The sequence below is a fragment of the Rhizobium sp. LC145 genome (assembly GCF_001005825.1).
In the GTDB taxonomy this organism is placed as follows: domain Bacteria; phylum Pseudomonadota; class Alphaproteobacteria; order Rhizobiales; family Rhizobiaceae; genus Neorhizobium.
Map to the genome: position 1 here is coordinate 1 of NZ_LBHV01000028.1, position 3,507 is coordinate 3,507.

Below are 3,507 nucleotides of genomic sequence, written 5' to 3' on the forward strand. Positions count from 1 at the left end.
CCCGTCGACCCGGCCGCCATCTCCCTGGCGCACGAGACAAGCTGCGCCCGACATGGGATTACCGCCATGCCGAGCGCGATATCAGATGAAGCGGATCAGACCGTACCGGTGGGGGACTCCGCTCTGGGGCTCACCCGTTCTGACTACGTCGATATTTCCAAATCAGAAAGCAACGATGCGATCAGTGCATCCGGAGCCTTAAACCGGCCCCGCCTCAGTTCTGGCGGAACAACCGCCTCGACAGCTTCCAATTTTTCGGACGGGTCCATGCGGAGGTAAACCTCCGTCGTGCGGATATCTGCGTGGCCGAGCCAGAGGGCGACCTTGCGGATGTCGTGGGTCGCCTGCAGCATGACGACTGCGCAGCCGTGCCGAAGCTGATGAGGTGAGACGCGACGGTCGCGAAGCGATACGCAGCTCCCGGCTGCTTTGACGACATACTTGTCGAGGACATACTCGAAGCCGGCACGGGTCATCGGGTCGCCCTGAGCATTGACGAAGAGCTCCGGCACACGGACCTCGCCCCGGACACTTAACCAAGCGCGAATGTCGCGCGCAGTGTCTTTCCAGAGCGGCAGGCAGCGTTCCTTGCGGCCCTTTCCCAGAACTGTCACGCTCGCGCCGTGGCGAAGCGACAGATTTGCCGTCAAAACTCCGATCAATTCTGACACTCGCAAGCCTCCGGCGAAGCAGAGATGCATCATCGCCCGATCACGGATGCCAGATCTCGTCGTAAGGTCGGGTCCGTTAAGAATCGCTCGGACCTCTTCCATTGTCAGATGGCGAATGAGCTTCTGATCGTGGCGTTTGGTCGGGATCGCATGGACCCGCCCGATCTGCTCCAGTGCGGACGGCACCTTGTGCTCGAGGTAGCGCATGAACGCCTTGATGGCGGCGAGCCGCACATTGCGCGTCGATGCGCTGTTGCCGCGATCTTGTTCAATGTGCGCGAGGAAAGCCACGATCATCGGTGCATCGAGGTCTTCGATCCTGAGCAAAGACGGGCGAGTGCCGAGCCGTTTTGCTGCGAAGTTGAACAGCAGCTTGAAGCTGAACGCGTATGTCTCGCAGCTTTGTGGGCTGTAACCTCGCTGTCGAGGCATGTAGTCTCGCAGGAAGCCGGTGATAAGAGGGGCGAGCTTCGTCATGCGGCATTCTCCCCGACCAAAGCCTCTGCCGCCGCGGCGATGTCGGCCATCATTTCCGGCGTCGCCTGAAGATACCAGTATGTATTGTGGATACTGACATGACCCAGGTACGTCGACAGGGCGACGAAGTGCCTGGCAACTGCGCTGCGATCGGCGCCGCATTGTTCCAGCACCCGGGTTGCGAACGTATGACGAAGGTCATGGATGCGTGGCGGTTGACCTCGCTCCGGGGCAATACCCGCTCGTCGCAGCAGGGAGCGGAACGTACAATTGACGGTCGTCGGGTAGAGCTGTCGGTGCTGGACGGATGGGAAGAGCCAATCGCTCTCGCCAGCGCGTTGGCGCCGGATCTCAAGATAGCCTTGGAGCGCTTCGATGACGGTGGCGTGCAGCGGCACTAGGCGGCTCTTGCGGAACTTTGTTTCCCGAATGTGCAAAACGCCATCGGGCAAGATGTCATCGAGCCTGAGTGCAAGAGCTTCGGAGATGCGAAGTCCAGTGGCCGCGATCAGACCGAAGAGCGTGACATAGAGTTCGCGACGCAGCGGATTGGGCTTTTGGAGCCTGAGATTGCCGGCAGTATCGAGGATCCGGGCGATCTCGTCCTTTGTGTAGATGTAGGGCACCGGTCGATTGGTGGCCCGCTTGATATCCGCAGGCGGGATCTCGTGACGCGGATCTTCCGCATGAAGAAAGCGGGCAAACCCGATCAGGTTCGTCAGGCGATGCGCCATGGAGTTCGGCGTTTTAGCAGCCGTCGGCAACCATGTGAGAACCGTTGCAGCCCGAACGTGGCTCTCGCCCCGCTCGGATGCAAAGCGCGCGAACGCCAGAAGATGCCGTTCGGCCTTGATCAGCTTATAACCGAGCGCTCGACGTAGACTAAGATAGCGACTGACGTCAGCGCTCAGCATGGCAACCTCCCGCCCCAAGGCTGCGCGATTTCCGACAGCAGGCCGATGTCCACCTTAGCGTACAGCGCCGTCGTTGATGGAGAACGGTGGCGCAACACGGCCCCGACTCCGGCAAGGCTTGCGCCGTTACGCAGCATCGCCGTCGCTGCCGAGTGACGCAACACATGTGCACCGCGATGGATGCTTTCAATTCCTGCTCTGTCGAGCGCGCGACGCACGATGCACTTCACGGCAATGCGGCTCAGTGGTCTGATTGGCGCGATATCCGTCAGGAACACTCGCGTCGTCGCAATGCGCGGCCTTGCCCGTTCAATATAGGCCAATATAGCGTCGCCAACCTCCTGGGGCAGCGGCAGCCATTCCTCGCGCCGGACCTTACCGATAAGTGCTATTCGGCCATTCCTCCAGTCAATGTCATCGAAGCTGAGAGTGCTGACTTCGCTTGCCCTGAGGCCCAATCGAGCCAGCAAGAGCATGACAGCGCGATCGCGTAACCGGCTTTCGCCGTCACATGTGGCAAGGAGGCGGTCGATGTCACTTTGCGCAAGAAAGCGCGGCGTCGTCACCAATTGCCAACTTGCGAAGTTCGGAACCGCGTGCTCCCGACCAGCGGGACATTTTCCCATCGCGACGAGATATTTTAGGTAGGCGCGCGTGGCGACGGTAATACTCTGTGCCCAATGGCGTCCGTGCGGCTTGGCGGACTCGAGCACGAACATGCGGATTGCTGAAGCTGTATAAGCAGCTGGATCTGCACCCAAGGACATCATAAATTTCACGAGGACGGCTTGATAGGTATCAAGAGTGGAAGCCTTGACACCGCGTTGTTCTCGCATCCACCGACGGAAAGTAGCCAATTCAGGCCAGGTTTCGTCCAATGAGGGGCGTTGCTCCGGCGGCAGGATGTCCAGCTCGCGAAGGTATTCGACGAACAGCTTGGCAGCACCCTGTGGCGCACGGGCAGTTCTGTTGCCGTGGAACACTGATGCAGAAGCGCTCAAGCCCGCGGTAAGTGTGTCGACGTCGTGGCCGGCGGCACGTACCCAATCGCCCCACAATGCCAGAAGGCGCACCACCTCCGTTATCGTCGCGGCCGAGTAATTCCGCTGGACAAGCCAGTGCTTGAAGCCGTCGACATGTGGTTGCAGCCAATTGATGCGAACATTGACGCTGCGGCGATGTCTGTACTTTCGCTTTGTCACGCTATTTTCCTCGATTTGATCGTTGGTGCCGGTGAAGTCCGGCGTGTCGAACAAATCGGAGGTTTCAAATCCATTCCAGCGCTAGGCGAGCGACATTCCCGTTCCTTAAACTCCCCGAGAGCCAACAAGGCAAAGGTTGGCATGTTGTCTGCGCCAGGGAGATGGCGGCCGGGTCGACGGGAGGGATGATGGCCCAGGCGGCGGCTAATCATGCGGATGAGACGGCGCCGATCAATCACGTCA

Annotated in this window: 3 protein-coding genes; all 3 read right to left on the reverse strand. The window is 59.9% G+C overall.

Annotated features, from left to right (window positions below; all coding sequences use genetic code 11):
* Positions 1 to 143: 143 nt before the first annotated feature.
* The 3 genes from YH62_RS28945 to YH62_RS28955 are packed head-to-tail and all read right to left on the reverse strand — an operon-like array spanning position 144 to position 3,318.
* On the reverse strand, positions 144 to 1,148 hold the full coding sequence (locus YH62_RS28945; protein ID WP_046797782.1) for a tyrosine-type recombinase/integrase: 1,005 nt from the start codon (positions 1,146 to 1,148) through the stop codon (positions 144 to 146).
* A complete protein-coding gene (locus YH62_RS28950) occupies positions 1,145 to 2,062 on the reverse strand; it encodes a tyrosine-type recombinase/integrase (protein ID WP_046797783.1) in 918 nt (305 codons plus the stop codon). The genes YH62_RS28945 and YH62_RS28950 overlap by 4 nt, the downstream gene beginning before the upstream one ends.
* A complete protein-coding gene (locus tag YH62_RS28955) occupies positions 2,056 to 3,318 on the reverse strand; it encodes a tyrosine-type recombinase/integrase (RefSeq protein ID WP_245282252.1) in 1,263 nt (420 codons plus the stop codon). Before YH62_RS28955 ends, YH62_RS28950 begins: the two co-directional genes overlap by 7 nt.
* Between the last annotated feature and the right edge of the window lie 189 nt (positions 3,319 to 3,507).

Coding starts and splice junctions, on each gene's coding strand:
- YH62_RS28945 (WP_046797782.1), bottom strand. CDS start 1,148: ATGACGAAGCTCGCCCCTCTTATCACCGGCTTCCTGCGAGACTACATG.
- YH62_RS28950 (WP_046797783.1), bottom strand. CDS start 2,062: ATGCTGAGCGCTGACGTCAGTCGCTATCTTAGTCTACGTCGAGCGCTC.